We start from the raw sequence: 18,576 nt of genomic DNA, 5'->3' as shown, positions 1-18,576 counted from the left end.
CGGATGTATCTGGGGGTAGATATTGGTTCCACAACCTCGAAGGCGGTTTTGCTGGATGAAGAAGGCCGGATAGCGGGCAGAGCGGTAGTCAACGCGGGAACCGGAAGCAGCGGGCCGCAGAAAGCCGTGGAACTGGCATTGAAGGAAGCGGGAAAAACGGAAAACCAGATCCGGACATGTGTTGCCACCGGCTACGGTCGGATGTTGTTTGCGGGCGCGGATCGACAGATTACGGAAATCAGCTGTCACGCCAAAGGCGTATCCCATGAAATTGCGGGAACATCCACGATCATTGATATCGGAGGGCAGGACGCCAAGGTGATACGTGTGGGAGCGCGCGGCGCGGTAGAAAACTTTGTGATGAATGAAAAATGCGCCGCGGGTACCGGCCGTTTTCTGGAGGTCATGTCACGGGTGCTGGACTGTCCTCTGGATCAGCTTTCAGACCTGGCGGCAGCCGGAACAGAGAGCGTACCCATCAGCAGCATCTGCACGGTGTTCGCCGAATCCGAAGTGATTTCCCAGCTTTCCGAAGGAAAAGGCAGAGAAGACGTGGCGCTGGGAGCGCTTCATTCCATCGCGCAGCGGGTAGCGGGCATGACCGGTCGGGTCGGACTGAAGCCGACCGTCGTAATGACGGGAGGAGGCGCGCTCAACGACACTCTCGCGGCGGTACTCTCACAAGAAATCGGCATGGAGATTCAAAGACCGGCAGATCCCCAGGGGATGGGCGCGCTGGGCGCCGCCTTATTCGCCAGGGAACAGAAGGACAAATAAGAAAGGGTTTAGCGTATGGAAATTAAGAAAGTTGCCGTAATCGGCGCGGGGATTATGGGCAGTCAGATAGCGATGCAGGCCGCGAACCACGGATTCCCCGTGGTTTGTTATGACATTAGCAGAGAAATGACGGACAAGGCGAAGGCCTTTGCGGACGGATGGTTTGAAAAACGAGTGAAAAAGCAGAAAATGACTGCGGAAGAAGCGAAACGCAGCCGCGAAAATCTGAGCTTCACCGATGATTTAAAAGAAGCGGGAAGTAGAACGGATCTGGTCATTGAGGCGGTATCCGATCTGGTATCGGTAAAAAAATCGGCGCTGATGTCTATGGATGCCGTTACGCCGGAGCATACGATTTACGCCAGCAACAGCTCGTACATTGTAAGTTCCCGTTTCGCGGACGCGGTCAAGGATCCGTCCAAGGTAATCAATCTGCATTTTTTCAATCCCGCGCTGGTGATGAAAATTGTGGAAGTGGTAAAAGGACCCCATGTATCGGAGGAAACCTTCCGTACAGTCTATGAATTCGCTCGGCAAATCGGAAAAACGCCTGTTACCGTGGAGAAGGAAATCTACGGTTTTGTGGTAAACCGGATTTTCAGCGCCCTGACCAGAGAGGCCTGCTACCTGGTGGATCAGGGAGTGGCCTCCATCGAGGATATCGACACCGCCGTAAAAGGCGCCTTGGGGCATTCCATGGGGCCGCTGGAAACGCTGGATATGACAGGAATTGATTTGGAATACAACGTGTATATGGAAAAATTCCGCACCAGTGGAGCTCTGGAGGATCGTCCGGCAGCCTGCCTGACCGAGCGGTATGCCCGGGGTGAATTCGGAAGAAAGACCGGAAAGGGATTTTACGATTATACGGGAAAGCAGGAGGAAAAGTAAATGGAACGACAAGAGGTAAGCCTGAAAAAAGAAGGCGGAGTCGTGCTCCTGCGAGTGGAACGGCCCAAGAGACTCAACGCCCTTTCGCAAGCGGTTGTGTCCGGGATTCGGGAGGCTTTGGACGAAATCGAAGTAGATCCTGAGATCCGGGTGCTGCTGATTCACGGCGAGAACAATTTCGCGGCAGGCGCGGATATTCAGGATATGGTGAAATGCGATGAGCAGGAAGCGGAAGAGTTTGTTTTCTCTCCGGTATTTGACCGGATTGCGGCGCTTCCGGTGCCTACGATAGCGGCAATCGAAGGATATGCCCTGGGAGGCGGTCTGGAACTGGCGTTGGCGTGTGATATCCGTTTTGCCGCGGAAACGGCGAAAATGGGATTCCCGGAAATCAACCTGGGGATTATGCCGGGGGCAGGAGGAACCGTTCGGGCTCCGAAACTGATAGGAGCTTCTGCTGCTATGGAACTGATTTTCAGCGGCGAAACTATCGGTGCGCGGCGGGCGCTGGAACTGGGGCTGATAAACCGCCTGGAACCGGAAGAAACGCTGTTTGAAGCCGCGTGGAAATTTGCCGTCCACCTTTCGAGAAAAGCGCCGATTGCCCTGCGGATCGCGAAAAATACGATCCGGGAGGGGATTGCCATGGACAGCGAAAGCGCCGCGGTACACAACGAATCCAAACGCTGGGCGTCTCTCTTTAATACGGAAGACCAGAAAGAAGGAATGCGGGCGTTTTTGGAAAAGCGGACGCCGATATATAAAGGAAAGTAAGGAGGATGAAATGAAGCAAGTCGTAATTGTGGCAGGATGCAGGACTCCAATCGGCTCACTGGGAGGGCAGTTTCGAACCCTCACCTCTCTGGATTTGAGTATTCCGGTCATGCAGGCTCTGGTAGAACGAGCGGGAATCGATCCGGCGGAGATTGAGGATGTGATCTGGGGATGCAACTATCAGAGAACCTATAAAGAAAACAATCTTGCGAGAGTCGCGCTGGTAAAAGCCGGCCTGCCGGTTTCGGTTCCGGGAATCACCGTGCACCGCAACTGCACCTCGTCCATGTCGTCCATTCAGATGGGATTTTATCAGATCAAAGCGGGAGAGGCCGAATGCATTATGGCAGGGGGCGCCGATAGTATGAGCACCGCGCCCCATATGGTATTTGACGCCAGATACGGAAAAAAATTCGGACACATGGAGCTGCGGGATTCCATGTGGGACTCCCTTACAAATCTGGGTATCGGTCCGGCTATGGGTATTACCGCGGAAAATGTGGCGGAACAGTTCCATGTCACCAGAGAGGATATGGATTCTTATTCTCTGCTCAGCCAGAAACGGGCGGCTTCGGCCATAGATGAGGGGAAATTCAAGGAGGAAATTGTACCGGTGACCGTAAAGAGCAGAAAAGAAACGACCCTTTATGATACGGACGAATATCCAAAACGGAATGTGTCCATGGAAAAACTGGCAAAGCTGAAGCCGTCCTTTAAAGAAGGGGGCATGGTGACGGCCGGAAATTCTTCGGGAATGAACGACGCGGCGTCCGGCGTGATCCTGATGGAGGAAGAAAAGGCCAGGGGACTGGGCGTGCCGATTCTGGCGAGAATCCTTTCTGTCGCCACCACCGGAGTGGAACCGGAGATCATGGGAATTGGACCTATCAGCGCTTCGCGCAAAGCCCTGCGTAAGGCGGGTCTGGAAATCGGCGATATGGATCTGTTTGAAATCAATGAAGCTTTCGCCGCCCAGTGCGTTGCCTGCCAGAGAGAACTTGGAATTGATCCGGACAAGCTGAATGTAAACGGAGGCGGAATTTCCCTGGGGCATCCGGTGGGTGCCACCGGTTCACGAATCGTAATCAGCCTGATGTATGAAATGATGCGGCGGAAGAACCGTTACGGGCTTGCGACCTTATGCGCCGGAGGCGGAATGGGAACTGCGGTGGTAATTGAGACAATAGACAAGGAGAGAGACAAGTGATGAGCAGAGTAGAGACGTTTTGCAAAACCAGCGCGCTGAAAAAAGAATATCAGGAAAAGCTGGTAACCGCCGACGAAGCGGTAAAAATAGTGAAATCAGGAGACCAGGTGCATTACGGGCTGTTCGGCGGCCTGGTTCGGGAACTGGATAAGGCCCTGGCCAGACGGACCGAAGAACTGCATGATGTAAAAGTCTGTACGACGATCTGGAATTATCCGGAACCGCCGGCAATCCTCCAGGCAGATCCGAAGGCGGAGCACTTCAAATATTGCTCCACACATATGAGCGGGCTGGATCGGAAGATGAACAAGCAGGGATGCTGTTGGTTTATTCCGGTGCAGTTCCGGGAAAATCCCAAGTTCTGGGCAGAAGATGTGGGCGATATTGATGTAGCCATGTTTCAGACAGGACCGATGGACCGGTTCGGAAATTTCAACTTCGGTCCGCAGCTCGCGGAATACTGGGGAATTCTGAAGCGGGCGAAAAAGGTCATTGTCGAGGTGAACCCGGAGCAGCCGACGATCCATGGGGTGCAGAATACCATTAACCTCTCGCAGATCGATCTGGTTGTAGAGGCTCAGCCCGCGCCTATGCCTAATATTATAGCCAAGGACGCTTCAGAGGTGGAAAAGAAAATCGCCACTCATATCGTAGAGCGGATGGAAAGTGGATCCACTCTGCAGCTGGGAATCGGAGGTATGCCCAATTATGTCGGGAAAATGATTGCTGAATCGGATATCCGTGATCTGAGTGTACATACGGAAATGTTCGTAGACGCCTATGTCAATCTGTATAAAGAGGGGAAAATTACAGGTAATAAAAATCTAGACAAGGGCAAAATGGTCTTCACCTTTGCGATGGGATCTTCCGAGGTCTATGAGTTCCTGGATGACAACCCTCTGGGCTACATCGCGCCGGTGGATTATGTCAACAATATTGACGTTATCGGCAGCAACGATAAAGTGGTTTCCATCAACAGCTGCCTGCAGGTGGATCTGTTTGGACAGGTCAACTCCGAATCCGCAGGACTGCAGCATATCGGAGGAACCGGCGGACAGCTTGATTTTGTCATGGGATCCTACCGCTCTGAGGGCGGGAAAAGTTTCCTCTGTACGCCGTCCACCCGGAAGAATAAAGATGGCAGCGTGTCTTCCCTTATCTGCTCGACTCTGCCTCAGGGATCGATTGTTTCCGCGCCCAGAAGCGCCGTGCACTATATCGTAACCGAATACGGAGCCGTGGATTTGAAAGGAAAATCCACCTATGAACGGGCAGAACTTCTGATTTCCATTGCTCATCCGGATTTCCGGGAGGAGCTGGAAAAGGACGCGGAAAAAATGGGAATTTGGAAGAATTCCAGTAAGGTACAGTATTAGAACGCAGTCTGTGGAAAGGAATATGATATGAAAGAGTTTGAATACAAAATGCCGGCCAAGGTGCGCTTTGGCGTGGGAATTACCGGAAATCTGGGCAGGATTCTGAGAGAGGAACTGGGATTTCAGAAGGTGTTTATCGCCACGGATAAAGGTATCGTGGCTGCCGGAATTCTGGAGAAAATTACAAACGCTCTGGCTCAGGAAGGGTTCCCCTATCAGGTTTATGACGCTCTGATTCCGGATCCTACCATTGAGGTGGTCGACGAAGCGGCGGATATTTTAAGGCAAAGCGGCGCGGATGTGGTCGTGGCGGTGGGAGGCGGAAGCCCTATTGATACTGCCAAGGCCATGTGCATGCTTCAGACCCATGAAGGTTCTGTAAGGGACTATCTTTTCGGCGGCAACATGCAGGTGGAGAATCCCATTCTGCCGCTGATCTGTATCCCGACAACCGCGGGGACGGGCAGCGAAATGACGGCTGCTTCGGTCATTACCAATAATCAGGAGCAGACGAAGGTTTCGGTCACTCATGAAAATCTGATCCCCAAAATGACGCTGATTGATCCGTCGCTGCATGTGGGCATGCCGCCCTTTATTACAGCGACAACCGGCATGGACGCTCTGACCCATGCCATTGAATCCTATGTCTCCCTGAACGCGGAGCCCATCAGTGACGCTATGGGCATTGCAGCCATCCGGATGATCGGGGAAAATCTCCGGACCGCGGTTTCCGACGGCAGTAATCTGCAGGCGCGGACTAATATGGCTCTTGCCAGCACCATCGCGGGAGCCGCGTTTCTCAACGGAGGACTGGGCGTGGTTCATGGGATTGCCCAGACCATCGGCGCGGTGGCCCATGTAGCCCATGGCACGGCGAATGCTCTGCTGCTGCCATACTGCATGCAGCGAAACATGGTCGGGAATCTGAAAAAATTCAGGCAAATCGCGCAGGCTCTAGGAGAAAACACCGATAATATGACGGAGCGCCGGGCGGCTCAGGCTGCAGTTGACGCTGTTTTCCAACTGACGAAGGATCTGAATGTACCGATGAAATTGAAAGAGGTAGGTGTTACAAAAGAAATGTTTCCGGAAATTATAAAGGGAACCATGGAATACCGCTTACTTGCGGCAAACCCATGTAAACTGACGGAAAAAGACATAGAGGAAATCCTTTTGTGGGCATTTGAATAAAAATAGGCGCCTCATTTCATATATAAAATCAAAGCAGATACTGGACCAAGGGAGGACCTTAAGGGCATTATTTTTTTGAGATAATCGATTACTTTTGAAAAAAGAATAGACAAACCCGGACATCTGCGGTATACTAACCCTATAAAAAGAAATACGTTTCCCAAAGTGGAAGGAAGCCGGTGAAAATCCGGCGCAGGCTTGCCCCTACTGTAAGCGGGGACAACGGAGCAGACGGCCATTACCGCAGGGTGAGAAGGCGCTCCAGAGGTTGAACCGCAAGTCAGGAGACTTCGCTTTATGGAATAGAACCAATCAAATCTTTGGGCAGGAAGATGAAAAATTTTTTGTATCGAGAAATCGTTCGCTTCCTTTCTTCAGAGAAGGGAAGCTTTTTTTATCAGAAAAGCAGCGCATACAGGCTGGGAAAGCCATGTCGGCGTGTTTGAGTTCGAAGATTTTCAAGTCATGAATATGCCTTTTCATCCGCAAGGGTGCGGCAGAGAACGCAGTTGTGTTTTTCTGCTGTGTCCTTGCTCCTTTTTATATAAAATTCAGAAAATATGAGTACGTTTTATTGCTATCAAATCGCAACAATGCTATAATATTACCATTACTGAAAAAAGAGATTTAGGAGGTCTTAATATGAAAGGCTATACAAGCGAGACAATCAGAAATGTTGCACTTGTTGGACATGGCGGATGCGGGAAAACTACCTTCCTGGAATCGGCGCTTCTGGCTACAGGAGTAATTGACAGACTGGGAAAAGTGGAAGATGGAAATACGGTTTCCGACTACGACAAAATGGAAATTGAAAAGGGATTTTCCATCAACACCTCCATCGTTCCGGTAGAGTGGAAAGGTGATAAGATTAATTTCATCGATACGCCGGGATACTTCGATTTTATCGGAGAAGTAAACGCTGCGCTCAGAGCGTCAGAAGCCGCAGTAATTCTGGTCGACGCCGGTGCGGGAATTCAGGTGGGAACCGAGCATGCGTGGAAAGCTTGTGAACGTTACAAGATGCCTAGATTTATCGTAATCAATAAACGGGACAAGGATGAGTTTGATTTTTACAAGACCTTTGACGAACTGAAAGCAAAATTCGGCGATACGCTGATCCCGTTCAGCTGGCCGCTGACTGCTGATATTGACGAGGAACTGAAAGAAGCCATCGCCATGACAGACGATGAGCTGATGGAAAAATATTTTAACGGAGACAACTTCAGCGATGAAGAAATCAAAAAAGGACTGGTAAAGGGTATCTCCGAGGGAGGGATCGTTCCGGTATGTTCTTCGGCGTTCTCCCTGGGACACGGAATCGAGGGCCTTCTGGATCTGCTGATTACTTATGTTCCGACACCGCTGCAGCACGGACCATATAAGGGCTTTAACGATAAAAACGAGCCGGTGGAACGGATGTGCGTTGTGGACGCTTCTCCATCCGCCTTTGTATTTAAGACCATCGTTGACCCGTTTGTAGGCAAGATTTCGGTTATGAAAGTAGTAACCGGAAAACTGACTTCCGGTATGGAAATCTTAAACGACCGGACCGGGAAGATGGAAAAACTGGGAAAACTGTTCTTCCTTCGCGGGAAAGAACAGCAGGAACTGGATTACGCGGAAGCGGGAGATATCGTAGCGGTGGCGAAACTGCAGCATACCCTGTCCGGGGACACGCTCTGTGATAAAAATGATATTATCCGCTATCTGCCGCTGGACTTCCCGACGCCATCTCTTTATGTGGCCATTGAGCCGGTAGACAAAAAGGATGAGGATAAAATCTTTACTTCTCTGACGAGACTGAGAGAAGAAGACCCGTCCTTTGTGGTAGAGAGAAATAATGAAACCCATCAGACACTGCTGGGCGGACAGGGCGAAATGCAGCTGAACATCATCATGGCAAAGCTGAAGGATCGCTTTGGCGTTCAGGTGAAGACGGTGCCACAGAAAATCGCTTACCGTGAAACCATCAAGGGGACTTCCGATGTTCAGGGAAAACATAAAAAACAGTCCGGCGGCGCGGGCCAGTACGGAGACGTTCATATTAAATTCTCACCTTCCGAACAGGAATTTGAGTTCACAGAATCTCTGTTTGGCGGCGCGATTCCGAAGAACTATGTTCCGGCTGTTGAAAAAGGCCTGATCGAGTCCATGGAAAAAGGACCTCTCGCGGGATGCAAAGTTGTGAATGTCAAGGCGGAGCTTTATGATGGCTCTTACCATGATGTTGACTCCAACGAAATGGCATTTAAAATCGCGGCTTCCCTGGCATTTAAAAAGGGAATTAAAGAGGCAAAACCGGTACTCCTGGAACCGGTAATGCATCTGGATATTTTCGTGCCGGATGAATACATGGGCGATGTAATGGGTGATATGAATAAGAGAAGAGGCAAAATTCTGGGTATGGAACCGCAGCAGGACGGCAGCCAGAAACTGATGGCGGAGGCGCCGCAGGCAGAGCTTTTCGATTACGCCATTACCCTCAGAGCTATGACGCAGGCGAGAGGGACATTCACTATGAAATTTGAGCGGTACGAGGAAGTTCCCGCGCAGATTGCGCAGAAGATCATCGACGCGTACAACGCGGAAGAGAAATAAGCGTATTAAAACAACACAGACAAAAAGGGGAGTAGCTTACAAGCAATAGAATCAACAATCGGCAAAAGCAGCCTGGTTCTATTCTCCGAAAGGATAGCGAGACCTTAATGTTTTCTCTTGAATAAGGGAACATTAAGGTCTTTTTTCAGCCCCGGGAAAGAGAGGAGTGTACGAATCGTTGAAACATGTTTTGAAGTCTTTAAAGTGGGTTATTTTCTGGATTGTTCTTGCCATGCTTTTCTGCCTTGGAATCTGGTACTTTTTAGGGTATCAGAAAGCGCTGGAATTTTTGGGAGGGTATCTGATTGAACTCAGCCTGAGTGTGGACAATCTTTTCGTATTTATTACGATTTTTATGAGCTACGGAATCCGGGAACATGCCCAGCATCGGGTTCTGGGGTATGGAATCGCCGGAGCGATTATCCTGCGATTTATTTTCATTTTCTTCGGAGTGAAAATCGTCAGTCTGTTTGAGTGGGTACTGTACATATTCGGCGCGATTCTGATTTTTAACGGGATCAAGATGTTTAAAAAGGAAGAGGAAAAAGATCCCCATGACAGCCGCATTATAAGGTTGGTCGCGAAAGTCCTCCCCATGACAAAAGAATTCAGAGGAGAAAAGTTCATGGTAAAAGAGGGCGGAAAACGGCTGTTTACGCCGCTGTTCGCGGTACTCTGCCTGATTGAGGGATCGGATATTCTTTTTGCCATTGACTCGGTTCCGGCGGTCTTTTCCGTATCCACCGATCTGCTGATCGTGTATACCTCCAATATCTTCGCGATTCTGGGACTGCGGCAGCTTTATTTCGTTCTAGAACATCTGCACGAGCGATTCCAGTATGTAAAATATGGCGTGGCTGTAATTCTGATGTTTACCGGCGTGAAGCTGGCAGGGCTGATGTTCGGACTGCACATTTCCATTCCGATTTCCATTGGCGTGATCCTGACGGTACTGGTGGTCAGCATTATCGCGTCTGCCATCGTATCAAAGAAGAAGGAAAACGCGAATCCGTCATAATGCGGCAGCTCCCGCATACAAATGGTACAGAGGGAGTTGATGGTAATGAAAGTTTTCAAATCCGTGAAATGGCTGATTTTCTGGATGCTGCTGGCGATGATTTTCTGCGGCAGCATCTGTTTTTTAGAAGGCAGGCAGAAAGCGCTGGAATTTCTGGGAGGTTATCTGATTGAGCTGAGTCTGAGCATGGATAACCTCTTTGTCTTTCTCACCATATTCACAAGCTTTCGTATCCGTGAGCAGGCCCAGCACCGGATTCTGGGTTATGGCATTGCGGGGGCGATTATTCTGCGCTTTTTCTTTATTTTCTTTGGGGTGCATCTGGTGAGCCGCTTTGAATGGATCCTATATGTATTCGGCGGTATACTGATGCTCAATGGTCTGAAGATGCTGGGCAATGATGAGGAAAAAGATCCGCGGGACAGCCTGCTACTGCGGCTGATTTCAAAGGTCCTTCCGATGACAAACGCTGTGGCGGGAGATCGGTTCCTGGTGAAAGACCGGAGAGGCAAACGCTTGTTTACTCCTCTTTTCGCGGTCCTGTGTCTGATCGAAGGATCGGACATTATCTTCGCCATGGATTCTGTGCCGGCAGTATTTTCCGTTTCAACGGATCTTTTCATTGTGTATACGTCCAATATCTTCGCGATTCTGGGCCTCAGACAGTTCTATTTTGTTCTGGAACATCTTCATCATCGCTTTGCCTATGTAAAATATGGAATTTCCATTATTCTGGTATTTACAGGTATGAAACTGGCGGGCCTTGCCATAGGATGGTATGTGCCGATTCCTGAATCCATCGCGATAATCGGCACCATTCTCATCCTCAGTATCATCATCTCAGCAGTCCTTTCCTCCGGCCGCCGGACGCGAAAAGGCTGCTGAATAAGGGAGCTATTTTATATAGGCAGCTACCGTTGCCTGCGGAAGCTCTGTCAGTTTCGCGATCTGAGCCGGGGGGAAGCCATCGGCTGCCATTCTGCTCACAATTTGCTTTAGCTTTTCATCAGTCATAGCTTTCGCTTTTTTCTCCGCTAGCACTTTCGCTTTTTCTTCTGCAAGAACCCTCGCTTTTTCTTCCGCAAGCACTTTTGCTTTTTCTTCCGCCAGTTCCTCCGCCAGCTCTTCTCCGTATTCCTTCAGACGAATCTGGAAAAATTCTTCTTCAGAAATTCCAAGTGTAAACATATTTTCCACCTCGCTTCCATGGGTTTCTAAAAAATTTTTCAAGATGCCCCGTTCCACACAGCTGTGCACGGCATTTTGAATTGCCTCATCCCGGTTCATTCCGTACTGCTTTCGATTTTGTCGCACAGTGTCCACAAAAAGAGCGTACTCTCGGAGTGTTTTGCTCCGGGATAAAATCGGATGCTGTTTCTGATAGTTGATATTGATGACTTTTACCATTAAGTCAGCCCAAGGCGTATGTTCCGGCAGCAGATACGCGTCTGACAGCCTTTGAATGACTTCAAGCGGCCGGTCTTCATCTCCGTTATAAAGAACGTAGAAATGAGGGGAGGGAATTCGGTAAAGCCGCCTTTCATAAACTCTGCGATTGTCCAGTATCTTTTCGTAGGTTCGTCCCAGATAAGCCAGCTCCCGAAGCGGCATATTTTCGCTCCAGGTCGACTGGTGCTCTACAATGGACAGAAGCAGAAGGTCATATTGATAGGCCAAATCGTTTAATTTTTTATTGCCGACCGCGTCGCGCAATGTTACAATTTCCAGTCGGCCCGCGTCGCCCTTTTCCATAAACTCGTCCCCTTCCAAGGCGCAGAATAATTCCCAGGCCGCGTCCTTTTCGCTGAACAGAAACTGAAACATTCGATCCTTAAAGTTCCGGTTTGTACGGTAAGGGATGGTGTCTTCTTTAATTATAAAATGAAACGTCTGAAAGTACAAGCTGTTTCCTCCCAAAGGTATATTCATTCTAGTGGATTCCATATATTTCCATAATATAACATGTGGAAATATATGTCAAGAACGATTTCATTTACCTATATATATGATATAATGGAAAAAACAACAAAAGGATGGTAATGGAATATGGCGAAAAAAGCGAAGACGGTGTTCGTCTGTCAGGAATGCGGATATGAAAGCCCCAAGTGGCAGGGGCAGTGTGTGTGCGGCGCGTGGAACAGCATGGTGGAGGAAAAGGTGCTCCCGGCTTCCGGCAGTGATACAAGAAGGCGGGGCGGTCTCACGGTAGATTCTTCCGGAAGAACGAAAAATCGGCCTTCCAAACTTACGGAGGTAAAGTCGGGAAGCTATACGAGAATGGATACCGGAATCGGCGAACTGAACCGGGTTTTGGGGGGCGGAATGGTAAAAGGTTCTTTAACACTGATTTCCGGTGAGCCTGGTATCGGAAAGTCTACCATCATCATTCAGGCAGCTTCCCATATCGCCAGGAAATATGGAAAGGTACTTTATGTTTCCGGTGAGGAATCTGAAGATCAGATCAAAATGCGGGCGGATCGGGTGTGCAGAGAAGTGCCGGATAACCTGTTCATCCTTTCGGAGACCAATATGGAGAATGTGGCGGCAATCGCGGAAGAACTCAATCCGACCTTTGTTATCATTGACTCGATTCAGACCATGTATATGGAAGCGCTGGACTCGGCGCCGGGCAGCGTTTCCCAGGTGAGGGCCTGTGGAAACGAACTGATGCGGGTTGGAAAAACGTATAATATTCCTATTTTTATTGTAGCCCATGTAACAAAGAGCGGTGAACTGGCAGGGCCGAAAATTGTAGAACACCTGGTGGACTGCGTACTTCATTTCACCGGGGAGCGCAATCAGGAGCTGCGGATTCTCAGGGCGTTTAAAAACCGTTTCGGGACAACCAGTGAGATCGGAGCCTTTGAAATGGCGGAAGAAGGGCTGATCGAAATTGAGAATTTATCCAAAAGCTTTCTTGAGGGGATGGAAGACGGAGCGGAGGGCTCCATGGCAGGTGCCGTATACGAGGGAACAAGGCCGCTGCTATTGGAAGTGCAGGCTTTGGCGGCGCCCACCAATGTGGGGTTCGCCAGACGCTCTGCCATCGGAGTGGATCTTTCACGGCTCAATATGATTCTGGCAGTCTTGGAGAGAAAAGCGGGACTTTCTCTTATCAACCAGGATATCTATGTGAATATTGTAGGCGGACTCAGGCCGGAAGGCACTTCCGTGGATCTGGCAGTCGCTCTGGCGATTTATTCGACCTGCAAGGGAATTCCATGCTCCGGAAAAACGATTGCCATCGGAGAAATCGGCCTCACCGGTGATTTGCGATCGGTGCAGAACAGCGAAAAGATCGTCAGGGAGGCGGCGCGAATGGGATTTGAACGAATCCTGCTGCCGGAAAAAAACGCGGTGAAGCTGAAAGACGCGGACAGTTCCGGAATCCGGGTTGTCGGCGTAAAGCGGCTGACAGACGCGATTAAAGCCTTTTAAGGTATCCGGTACATGTGATCCAGCGGTCCTGCGCCTTTTCCCAGATCCAGCTGTTCCTTCAGCGCGCCGGTAAGGTATTTTTTCGCGCGGCGGACGCTTTCCTCCAGTCTGCGTCCGGCGGCCAGATTACAGGCAATGGCGGAGGAAAGGGTGCAGCCGGTTCCATGGGTGTTGGAATTCTCAACCCTTGGACTTTCAAACCATTCTTTCAAAAAAGCAGCAGGAGCATTTCCTGTCTGACAGAGAAGATCCGCGGCATCGCCGGAAAGATGACCGCCTTTTATCAGAACCGCGGTATCCAGAGAAGCCGTGATGGCTTCGGCCGCTTGCAGCATATCCTTTTTTGTTTTAATTTCTCTGCCGCAGAGAACTTCCGCTTCGGGGATATTGGGCGTAATTACTGTCCCGAGAGGAAGAAGCGCGGTGTGCAGGGTTTCCAGCGCGTCATCGGACAGCAGCCGGCTGCCGCTGGTAGAAATCATGACCGGATCGATGACGATATTTTTTGCCTGGTATTCCCGAAGTTTCTCCGCGATAGTCTGAATGATTTCGGGATTGGATACCATGCCGATTTTTACCGCGTCCGGCGCGATATCCGTAAAAATACAATCCAGCTGAGCCGCCACAAAATCGGGAGGGGTGTCGACTACCCCGTAAACGCCGATTGTATTCTGGGCAGTGAGAGCGGTGATGGCGCTCATGGCATACATTTTGTGAGCAGTAATGGTTTTGATGTCTGCCTGAATTCCGGCGCCTCCGCTGGAGTCCGAACCGGCGATTGTTAATACTTTTTTCATGGTCGATCTACCTTTCTGTCATTTTTTCGGACAAAGCGCGCAGCTGGCGGCACGCGCTCTCAATATCCGGACTGGAAAAAATTGCGGATACCAGGGCAACTCCATCGACGCCGCTGCCGGAAAGTTCCAGGATGTTTTCTTTACTGACGCCGCCAATGGCGCAGACCGGAATCGAAACCGCCTGGCAGATTGCTTTTAACGTCTCATGGGAAACCGGCTTCGCGTCCTCCTTTGTGGATGTGGAAAAGACCGCGCCTACGCCAAGATAGTCCGCGCCGTTTTTTTCGGCGAGGAGCGCCTGCTCTACGGTCTGGGCGGAAACGCCGAGAATCCGGTTGGGTCCGATTTTTTTCCGTACTTGCGCGGCCTGCATATCATGCTGGCCTACATGCACTCCATCCGCTCCCGATTTTAAAGCGATTTCCACGTTATCGTTAATGATCAGCGGCGCGCCAAAACGGTGGCACAGATCTTTCAGTTCCAGAGCCTCTTTTAAAAATTCTGATTGGGGGAGCTTCTTTTCCCGCAGCTGGACGCAGGTAGCTCCGCCGCGGAGAGCCGCTTCCACCTGTTGCGGCAGGGTTTGTCCTTTCAGCCAGGTCCGGTCGGTTACCGCATACAGCAGCATGTGTTTTTTATCGCAGTTCATAGTTTGCCTCCTGTTCCAGGCTGTCTCCATCCAGATGACAGACCTCGTCGATGAGATAGTTACGGAAAGTAGCGTTCCCCTCATGGCCCGACAGCCTCGCGAAGGCCCTTTCGCCACAGATACCTATAGCGCAGACGGCGGTCAGGCAGGCCTCCAGCGGATGATCCGGATTTGCGGTCAGATACGCGGTTGTCATAGCGGAGAGCATACAGCCGGATCCGGTAATGCGGCTCATCATGGGGTGCCCGTTTCGCACCGCGTAAACGCTGGAAGAATCGGCGATAAGGTCGATGGCACCGGTAATTACAATGATTGAACCGATTTTCGCTGAAAACTCTTTCGCGAAAGCGGCAGTTTGCGGGATGGTTTCATCCGTTACCGCGTCTGTCAGATCCGCGTCCACTCCTTTTGTCGTTCCGCTTCCCAGGGCAAGGGTTTTTATTTCCGAAATATTTCCGCGTATTGCGGTAAGGCGGACTTTTTCCATCAGTTCCAGGGCGGTTCTGGTGCGCAGAGAAGAGGCTCCGGCTCCGACCGGGTCCAGCAAAACAGGATGCCCGCAGGAATTAGCGGTTTTACCCGCGGCGAACATAGCGGGAATCGTCCTTTGATTCAGGGTGCCGATATTCAGGTTCAGGCCGCCGCAGATGCCTTGAATTTCTTTTGCGTCCTCCGGGTCATCCGCCATAATCGGAGAACCGCCGCAGGCCAGCAGAATATTGGCGCAGTCGTTGACCGTGACATAGTTTGTGATATTATGCACGAGGGGCGCCTTCTCCCTGACATTTTCCAGATATTCCTTTAACATGAAAAGCCTCCTTTACTCATCAAAGATGGAAACGATTTCCCCTTCCAGAATCCGGTTCATATTTTTAACCGCGCAGAAGTTCCCGCACATGCTGCAGGTGTCTTCTTTTTCCGGTTCGGAGGATTCCCGGTAAGCTCTGGCTTTTTCCGGATCAATGGCAAGCTCGAACATCTTATCCCAGTCCAGCTGTTTTCTGGCTGTACTCATTGCGTTGTCCCAGTCCATGGCGCCGGGTAAGCCTTTTGCGATATCCGCCGAATGGGCAGCGATCCGGGCGGCAACGATTCCTTCTTTTACATCGTCCAGCGTCGGCAGACGCAGATGTTCCGCGGGAGTGACATAACAGAGGAAGGCCGCGCCGCTTGCGGCAGCCAGCGCTCCGCCAATGGCAGATGTAATATGATCATATCCGGGAGCTACATCGGTTACAATCGGTCCTAATACATAGAATGGGGCTCCGTGGCATAGGGTCTTCTGAATCTCCATATTAGCGGCCACCTGATTAAGTGGCATGTGTCCCGGCCCTTCGATCATAACCTGTACGTCCTTTTCCCAGGCGCGTTTTGCAAGCTCACCCAGAGCGATCAGTTCTTCAATCTGACAGGCGTCTGTTCCGTCGGCAAGGCTTCCCGGGCGGCAGGCATCCCCAAGGCTGAGAGAAACATCATATTCCCGGCAGATATCCAGTAGCTCATCAAAATGTTCATAAAACGGATTTTCTTTGCCGGTCATTTCCATCCAGGCAAAAATGATAGAGCCGCCTCGGGAGACAATATTGGTCAGGCGCTTGTTTCTCTTGAATTTATGGGCGGTTTCTTTGTTGATTCCACAGTGGATTGTCAGAAAATCCACTCCGTCCTCCGCGTGCATACGCGCAATGTCCAGCCATTCCTGAGAAGTAATTTCGATCAGCGGTTTGTGATAATAAACAACCGCGTCATAGATAGGAACTGTTCCGATCATAGCGGAGCAGTTCTTTGTAAGGTGCCTGCGGAATTTCTGCGTATCTCCATAAGAACTCAGATCCATGATGGCTTCCGCCCCCATATCAACGGCGCTCTGTACTTTCGCGAATTCCATATCCAGATCGGTCATGTCCCTGGAAGTTCCCAGGTTCACATTAATCTTAGTGGTCAGCATAGAGCCGATTCCGCTGGGAGAAAGGGCAGTGTGTCTTTTATTGCAGGGAATAATTGCTTTTCCTTCCGCCATCCAAGCCATCAGTTGCTCTACAGAAATATGCTCTTTTTCCGCTACGATTTTCATCTGATCGGTTACGATTCCCTTCCGTGCCGCATCCATTTGCGTTGTGTAATTCATTTAGGTTCCATCCTTTCCATATCTCAAATAAAAAACGGAGAAACCCAATCTGGGTATCTCCGCAATGAAAAAGTCTGTTTTTTCGCTTCTCCCTACGTTGGCATTACCCACATCAGGTTTAAGGGTCGAAGTTGATTACTTCCTCTCAGCTCGCTGTCACAAGCTCCCCTGAAATTATCCTTATTATATTGCAGTTTGAAGAGTCTGTCAATGAAAAAACCATCCTGCTTTTGCGGTATTTTGCCGGAATTTAAAAGCATCTCGGACTGTTTGAATTAGCTGTAGAGCTATGTGTCCTGCGGGAATTTTTTCAATGAAAAATAAGTGAAGAAATAATGTTGTTTTTTGATGAATGATTAATAAAATGGTGAAGCCGGATTCTCCGTTTGCGGCGGGCACTTTCTGAGTAAATTTATGATGACAAGGGAAAGCCGCGGATTAAGCGGCTTTTCAGAGCAAATCTGCATTTTTGGCAGTTTACTGTATTTACCTTGCCTGAAAAATACGAAATGAATAATAGAATTACGATAGAATGTAAATTAATGTTTTTTAAAAATCATAGGTTACATAGGATTGACAAGCTTGGAAAAGGATGGTATAGTAACCATGTGATTGTAAATAGAAGATAATTGTAAGTTATCCTCTATAGTGAGACATAAGCTGTGGCTTATGTTATTTTTTTGCTCAACTTGTATAAACAAAAATTCTATTTGTTCAGAATCTGATTCCTGGGATGCTTGGTCGCCAGAATTTTTCGTTGCTTTGAAGAAGAAATATGGGTGTAAATTTGTGTTGTTGTAACAGAACTGTGACCCAGCAGCCCCTGAATATAACGGATATCCACATCCGCCTCCAATAGAAGCGTCGCAAAGGAATGACGAAACATATGCGGCGTAATGTGCTGCGGATAATCAATCCGTGCCATGTACTTTTCTACCATATTGCGGACAGACTGCTCTGAATATCGGGCCTTTCTGCAATTTACAAAAAAGTATCCGCATTTTTCAATATCACTTGCGAACTCTTTCTGATAGACGATAAGGGACTTCAGAACGTCTGGATTCTCAATATAGAGTACTCTTTCCTTGGAACCTTTTCCGTAAATATGCAAGGTTCTATCCACTAGATTGATATTTTCCGGCTTTAAGTAAGTCAATTCTGATACCCGGATCCCTGTCGCGAACAAAAGCTCCAACACAGCGATATCCCGCAGGACATGCTTGTGCTGTCGTTTGGACAGCTGAGGGTTCTTTTCTTCCTCATAGACCGTTTTTAGCAAAGCCTGGATAATCTCCAGAGGGATCACCTTGGGAAGAAGAACCGGTTCCCGAAAATCGGTCCGTATTTTAAGAAACGGATGAGAAGGCAGTATCTCCTCATAAACCAGATAGCTGCAGAACGCCTTAAGGGTGGCGAGTTTCCGTTTCACGCTTTTGGGTTTGTAGGTACTGTTCAGGTATCCGATATACCGTATCAGATGCCGCCGCGCCATCGGATCTTCCGCGTCAGAAGAAAACTCCAGGAATTGCTGCAAGTCAATTTTGTAAGCTTTCAAAGTCTTGCTGCTGAGTTTTTTCTGCAGCATGCAGTAGTCCAGATAGTTTTTGAATAATTGTTGATAATTGTGCATAATATACCCTCCTGAAAATAAATGCTGTTTCTCTATTATAAGAGTTGACGGTCCAGCTTTTTCGGAGCGTTCGTTCTTATATAGAAAAAAACAGAAAAGGAA

The 18,576-nt window shown here is 49.5% G+C and carries 16 protein-coding genes and 2 riboswitches; of the genes, 10 read left to right on the top strand and 6 right to left on the bottom strand.

Going from position 1 to position 18,576, the window contains the following annotated elements; genetic code table 11:
• Positions 1–3 precede the first annotated feature (3 nt).
• The 9 genes from H9L42_RS09110 (at position 4) to H9L42_RS09070 (ending at position 10,717) form a co-directional block, all read left to right on the top strand.
• Positions 4–777: an acyl-CoA dehydratase activase gene (locus H9L42_RS09110; protein WP_187303091.1), complete on the top strand. Its 774-nt coding sequence runs from the start codon at positions 4–6 to the stop codon at positions 775–777.
• Positions 778–792: 15 nt separating this feature from the next.
• Positions 793–1,668 (top strand): 3-hydroxyacyl-CoA dehydrogenase family protein, encoded by an 876-nt coding sequence (locus H9L42_RS09105; RefSeq protein ID WP_187303090.1) that lies wholly within the window; start codon positions 793–795, stop codon positions 1,666–1,668.
• Positions 1,669–2,442, top strand: a complete 774-nt coding sequence (locus H9L42_RS09100; protein ID WP_187303089.1) for an enoyl-CoA hydratase/isomerase family protein — start codon at positions 1,669–1,671, stop codon at positions 2,440–2,442. It abuts the gene before it with no gap.
• A 10-nt stretch (positions 2,443–2,452) separates the two neighbouring features.
• Positions 2,453–3,649: a thiolase family protein gene (locus H9L42_RS09095; protein ID WP_187303088.1), complete on the top strand. Its 1,197-nt coding sequence runs from the start codon at positions 2,453–2,455 to the stop codon at positions 3,647–3,649.
• Positions 3,649–5,025, top strand: a complete 1,377-nt coding sequence (locus tag H9L42_RS09090; RefSeq protein WP_187303087.1) for an acetyl-CoA hydrolase/transferase family protein — start codon at positions 3,649–3,651, stop codon at positions 5,023–5,025. Before H9L42_RS09095 ends, H9L42_RS09090 begins: the two co-directional genes overlap by 1 nt.
• Before the next feature lie 27 nt (positions 5,026–5,052).
• Positions 5,053–6,216: an iron-containing alcohol dehydrogenase gene (locus H9L42_RS09085; RefSeq protein WP_187303086.1), complete on the top strand. Its 1,164-nt coding sequence runs from the start codon at positions 5,053–5,055 to the stop codon at positions 6,214–6,216.
• Between the two features lie 146 nt (positions 6,217–6,362).
• Positions 6,363–6,528: riboswitch (cobalamin riboswitch) on the top strand.
• Positions 6,529–6,858: 330 nt separating this feature from the next.
• Positions 6,859–8,814, top strand: a complete 1,956-nt coding sequence (locus H9L42_RS09080) for an elongation factor G (protein ID WP_187303085.1) — start codon at positions 6,859–6,861, stop codon at positions 8,812–8,814.
• Positions 8,815–8,992: 178 nt separating this feature from the next.
• Complete coding sequence (locus H9L42_RS09075) at positions 8,993–9,832, top strand: TerC/Alx family metal homeostasis membrane protein (protein WP_283243233.1); 840 nt, start codon at positions 8,993–8,995, stop codon at positions 9,830–9,832.
• Between the two features lie 21 nt (positions 9,833–9,853).
• Complete coding sequence (locus H9L42_RS09070; protein ID WP_187303084.1) at positions 9,854–10,717, top strand: TerC/Alx family metal homeostasis membrane protein; 864 nt, start codon at positions 9,854–9,856, stop codon at positions 10,715–10,717.
• 9 nt (positions 10,718–10,726) lie between these two features.
• Here the strand turns inward: H9L42_RS09070 and H9L42_RS09065 are convergent, their stop codons facing one another.
• Positions 10,727–11,734: an RpnC/YadD family protein gene (locus H9L42_RS09065; RefSeq protein WP_187303083.1), complete on the bottom strand. Its 1,008-nt coding sequence runs from the start codon at positions 11,732–11,734 to the stop codon at positions 10,727–10,729.
• 144 nt (positions 11,735–11,878) lie between these two features.
• Between H9L42_RS09065 and radA the strand changes: the two genes are divergently transcribed.
• Positions 11,879–13,270, top strand: coding sequence for a DNA repair protein RadA (gene radA / locus H9L42_RS09060; RefSeq protein ID WP_187303082.1), 1,392 nt, complete (start codon positions 11,879–11,881; stop codon positions 13,268–13,270).
• On the opposite strand, the gene thiD is transcribed toward radA, so the two are convergent.
• The 5 genes from thiD to H9L42_RS09035 all read right to left on the bottom strand — a co-directional run bounded on the left by thiD (position 13,267) and on the right by H9L42_RS09035 (position 18,474).
• Positions 13,267–14,067 carry a bifunctional hydroxymethylpyrimidine kinase/phosphomethylpyrimidine kinase gene (thiD, locus tag H9L42_RS09055; protein ID WP_187303081.1) on the bottom strand — a complete coding sequence of 267 codons (801 nt, stop codon included), beginning with the start codon at positions 14,065–14,067 and terminating at the stop codon, positions 13,267–13,269. The genes radA and thiD overlap by 4 nt on opposite strands.
• Positions 14,068–14,074: 7 nt before the next feature.
• Positions 14,075–14,716, bottom strand: a complete 642-nt coding sequence (gene thiE / locus H9L42_RS09050; RefSeq protein ID WP_187303080.1) for a thiamine phosphate synthase — start codon at positions 14,714–14,716, stop codon at positions 14,075–14,077.
• Positions 14,703–15,524: a hydroxyethylthiazole kinase gene (thiM, locus tag H9L42_RS09045; protein ID WP_187303079.1), complete on the bottom strand. Its 822-nt coding sequence runs from the start codon at positions 15,522–15,524 to the stop codon at positions 14,703–14,705. Before thiM ends, thiE begins: the two co-directional genes overlap by 14 nt.
• A 12-nt stretch (positions 15,525–15,536) precedes the next feature.
• On the bottom strand, positions 15,537–16,844 hold the full coding sequence (gene thiC, locus H9L42_RS09040) for a phosphomethylpyrimidine synthase ThiC (RefSeq protein WP_187303078.1): 1,308 nt from the start codon (positions 16,842–16,844) through the stop codon (positions 15,537–15,539).
• 72 nt (positions 16,845–16,916) lie between these two features.
• Positions 16,917–17,024, bottom strand: a riboswitch (TPP riboswitch).
• A 526-nt stretch (positions 17,025–17,550) separates the two neighbouring features.
• Positions 17,551–18,474, bottom strand: a complete 924-nt coding sequence (locus tag H9L42_RS09035; protein ID WP_187303077.1) for a tyrosine-type recombinase/integrase — start codon at positions 18,472–18,474, stop codon at positions 17,551–17,553.
• Positions 18,475–18,576 lie beyond the last annotated feature (102 nt).

It is taken from the genome of Zhenpiania hominis (assembly GCF_014333425.1).
GTDB classification, from domain to species: Bacteria; Bacillota; Clostridia; order Peptostreptococcales; family Anaerovoracaceae; genus Hominibacterium; species Hominibacterium hominis.
The sequence above is the reverse complement of the archived record's forward strand: the minus strand, read 5'-3'. Positions and strand labels throughout refer to the sequence as shown.